The sequence below is a fragment of the Kocuria sp. ZOR0020 genome, from assembly GCF_000800955.1.
GTDB lineage: Bacteria > Actinomycetota > Actinomycetes > Actinomycetales > Micrococcaceae > Kocuria > Kocuria subflava.
Genome location: NZ_JROX01000226.1, coordinates 1 through 4158, shown reverse-complemented (window position 1 = coordinate 4158; position 4158 = coordinate 1). Strand labels below are relative to the sequence as shown.

General features: G+C 65.2%; 3 protein-coding genes. 1 reads left to right on the top strand and 2 read right to left on the bottom strand.

Features of this window, described 5'->3' with window-relative positions; all coding sequences use genetic code 11:
* Positions 1-40: 40 nt before the first annotated feature.
* Positions 41-1783: a malate synthase A gene (gene aceB / locus L979_RS12135; RefSeq protein WP_052209866.1), complete on the bottom strand. Its 1743-nt coding sequence runs from the start codon at positions 1781-1783 to the stop codon at positions 41-43.
* Positions 1784-1875: 92 nt separating this feature from the next.
* The gene (gene aceA, locus L979_RS12130; RefSeq protein ID WP_047692468.1) at positions 1876-3174 is read right to left on the bottom strand and encodes an isocitrate lyase; all 1299 of its coding nucleotides are present in this window, start codon (positions 3172-3174) and stop codon (positions 1876-1878) included.
* 282 nt (positions 3175-3456) lie between these two features.
* On the opposite strand from aceA, the gene L979_RS12125 reads away from it, so the two are divergent.
* Positions 3457-4158: helix-turn-helix domain-containing protein (locus L979_RS12125; RefSeq protein ID WP_047692467.1), on the top strand; the 702-nt coding region annotated here is incomplete at its 3' end.

The following is a 4158-nucleotide window of genomic DNA, read 5'->3' as shown; positions in this document are numbered from 1 at the left end:
GACAAATCACTACTCAATGGTGCCGGACAGCCACCGTACGTCAGGCAGCCACCCCCGCCCTCATCCGGTGGGAGGACGACGGCGCCCCCTCACCCGAGCGGTCATCCCCCTGCTCGGATGCTGCCGAGAGGCACTGCTGGTAGGCAGGCACCGTGAGGAACGCCGGGAACTCGTCGGCCAAGGCGGAGGCCACGAACAGGTCTCGGGCGGTGTCGAACCGGTCACCCGCACTGCGCGGCAGCTCAGCAAACACCTCGTCCACCAGCTGCTGCACCCAATCGCGCGTGACCTGGCGGGTTGCGGCGTCGTCGTTGTCAGGGGTGGACGGGGAAGCTGAGGTGACCCGCGCGTGGACTCCGGCGTCGATCCACTGCCAGATCTGCGAGCGCGAGATCTCCGCGGTGGCGGCATCCTCCATGAGGCCGTGGATGGCGGCAGCCCCGGAGCCGCGCAGCCAGGACTCCATGTAGCGGATGCCGACGTCAATGTTCAGGCGCAGTCCAGCCTCCGTCACCTCCCCTTCCGTGGCGCCCACGTTGAGCAGTGCTGCGGCATTCGGAACAACATCCGGGCGCTTCTGGGTGCGGATCTGGTGGGGGCAGGTTCCCAGGACCTGGTTGAAGGCTTCCATGGCCACGGGAACCAAGTCCGGATGTGCCACCCAGGACCCGTCAAAGCCGTCGTTGGCCTCACGCAGTTTGTCTGCGTACACCTTCTCCAGGGCCGCCTTGTTGGCTTTGGGGTCGCGCCGATTGGGGATCTGGGCGGCCATGCCTCCCATGGCGGCAGCACCGCGCCGATGGCAGGCACGCACCAGCTGATCCGTGTAGGCGCGCATCATGGGGGCGGTCATGGTCACCTGGGCGCGGTCCGGCAACACGAACTCGGGCCCGCGGTCACGGAACATCTTGATGATGGAGAAGATGTAGTCCCACCGCCCGGCGTTCAAGCCGGCGGCGTGTTCGCGCAGTTCGTAGAGGATTTCCTCCATCTGGAAGGCCGCGGTGATGGTTTCCATGAGCACGGTGGCCCGGATGGTTCCGCGGCGCAGGCCAACGTAGTCCTGGGCGACGCAGAAGACGTCGTTCCACCAGCGCGCTTCCCGGTAGTGCTCCAGCTTGGGCAGGTAGAAGTAGGGCCCCCGGCTGCGTTTGAGCAACTCACGGGCGTTGTGGAAGAAGTACAGGCCGAAGTCCATGAGCGCCCCGGAGATGGGTTGGCCATCCACCAGCAGGTGGTCCTCGATCAGGTGCAGCCCACGCGGACGCACGTTGATGGTGGGAACCCGGTCCTGGGGCTCGGGATCCAGGCGGTAGCGTTTGCCGGCCTCTGTGGTGAAGTCGATGTCCCGGCGGATGGCGTCAAACAGGTTGACCTGCCCGGCGATGACATTCTCCCAGGCGGGGGTGGAGGAATCCTCAAAATCCGCCATCCAGCCCATGGCCCCGGAATTCAGGGCGTTGACCGTCATCTTGCGGTCCACGGGCCCGGTGATCTCCACCTGCCGGTAATTCAGCCCTTGGGCCAGGGGCGCCACTTGCCAGGAGTCGTCCTCCCGGATGGCGCGGGTCTCCTCCGGGTAGTCCGGGGTCCAGCCCTGGGAGATCTTGGCCTTGACCTGTTCCCGGGCTTTCATCAATTCCCGACGACGCGGCTCGAACTTTCGGTGCAGATGCGCCAGGAATGCCAGGGCATCCAGGCTCAGGACTTGGCGTTGACCGCTGACGTGATGCCCACGCAGGGTGATGCCGTTGACGGTGATTTCACTGGTGTTGGTGAACATGGTGTGCTCCTGGATGGTGTGTGCGGGGTGGTCCTGGTCCGGACGGAATGTCCGGACCAGGCCTGAGGTGCAGCGTGGGGTGGGTCTGCGGTTCAGTGGAACTGGCCGGCTTCCGTGGAACCGGCCAGGGCCAGCGTGGAGCCCTCTGGGTTCAAGGCCGTGGCAATGGCGTCGAAGTAGCCGGTGCCCACTTCCCGTTGGTGCTTGGTGGCGGTGTACCCGTTGGCCTCGTCAGCGAACTCACGTTCCTGCAACTCCACGTAGGCGGACATCTGACGATCCTTGTAACCACGCGCCAAATCGAACATCGAGTGGTTCAGCGCGTGGAACCCGGCCAGGGTGATGAACTGGAACGTGAAGCCCATGGCACCGAGTTCACGCTGGAACTTGGCGATGGTGGCGTCATCCAGATTCTGGCGCCAGTTGAACGACGGCGAGCAGTTGTAGGCCAACATCTGATCCGGGAACTCGGCCTTGACCGATTCCGCGAAGTGCCGGGCCAGCTCCAGGTCCGGGGTGCCGGTTTCCATCCAGATCAGATCCGCGTACGGCGCGTAGGCCTTGGCACGGGCGATGCACGGTTCCACGCCGTTGCGCACCTTGTAGAAGCCTTCCGGGGTGCGCTCGCCGGTCAAGAACTCCCGATCACGCTCGTCAATGTCGGAGGTGATCAGGGTGGCTGCCTCGGCATCCGTACGGGCCACGATCACAGAGGGCACATCCGCCACGTCGGCCGCCAGACGGGCCGCGTTGAGGGTGCGCACGTGCTGAGCGGTGGGGATCAGCACCTTGCCACCCAGGTGACCACACTTCTTCTCGGAGGCCAGTTGGTCCTCCCAGTGCACCCCGGCAGCACCTGCACCGATCATGGACTTCATCAGCTCGTAGGCATTCAGCGGACCACCGAATCCGGCTTCCGCATCTGCCACGATCGGCACCATCCAGTCCTCAACCGTGTGGATGCCTTCAGCGTGTTCGATCTGGTCGGCGCGCATCAGGGCGTTGTTGATCCGGCGCACCACCTGCGGCACGGAGTTGGCCGGGTAGAGGGACTGGTCCGGGTAGGTGTGACCGGAGAGGTTGGCATCGGCGGCCACCTGCCAGCCGGAGAGGTAGATGGCGCGCAGCCCGGCCTTGACCTGCTGCACGGCCTGGTTGCCGGTCAAAGCGCCCAGGGCGTTTGTGAATTCACCGTTGCGGTGTTCGGTGCTCAGCTGTTCCCACAGCTTTTCGGCACTGCGGCGGGCCAGGGTCTGCTCCTCCTGCACTCGCCCCCGTAGTTTCACGACGTCGGAGGCCGAGTAGCTGCGTTCGATGTTCTGCCACCGCGGGTTGTTCTCCCAGTCGTGCTGGATGTGTTCGGCGGAGGCGGGAGTGCGCTGCTGTTCCATGATCTTGCTCCTGATGTGTGATCCGGTGGGTGCCCGGTGAGGCCGGTCAACCGGGGAACGGTTGTCTGCCTTGCTGGGCTTGGCACCACTCTGACCGGCACGGACAGCGCTCACGAGGGGGTTGGGGCAGAAAGATCAGGTGGTGATGACGGCACAGGAAGAAGCGCATCAATTGCCGGTTTTTCTGAGCATTGGTGCTTCACGGGCATTTGGTCAGTCAAAACTGAAGGCTCTTGACAACGCCACGTGGACACCCCGCATGCCGCATGCCATAGTCCTGGCATGTTGATCCCCCCGCCACCGCCGCCGGACGCGTGGGACGCCGTCGTTCTGGGGCGCCGCCTACGGCACCTGCGCGCGCAGAAAAACCTGACTCTGGACGCACTGGCCGGGCGGGTGGGGGTGACCGCATCTCACCTGTCCTTGGTGGAGAACGGGCACCGGGAACCCAAACTCAGCCTGCTGGCCGAACTGGCAGGCGCGCTGGGCACCACCCTGGATGACCTTCTGGCCGCGGAGGCTCCCTCCCGGCGGGCAGCCCTGGAGATCGCGGTGGAAAAAGCGCAACGCTCACCCCATTACGCATCCCTGCAGCTGCCGCCCGTCAAGATCACCCCACGTACGCCCACGGAGGTGTTGGAGGTGATTGCGGGGCTGCACCAGGAACTGCGGCGTCGTATGGAGGAGCAGGCCGCCACCCCGGAGGAGGCACGGCGTGCCAATGTGGAGCTGCGGGAGGAAATGAAGGCCTGCGGCAACCACTATCCGCAGATTGAACAGGAAGCCCAACGGCTGCTGGAGGCTGTGGGGCACGGGGACCGGCCGCTGAGCCACCACGCCGCCGCGGACATTGCCGAGCACCTGGGTTTCACCGTGCACCTGGTGTCCGGGCTGCCGCATTCCACCAGGTCGGTGACGGATCTGAAGAACCGCCGCTTCTACCTGGCGCGGGCAGGATCGCCCGGGCATGAGCCACGTTCCGTG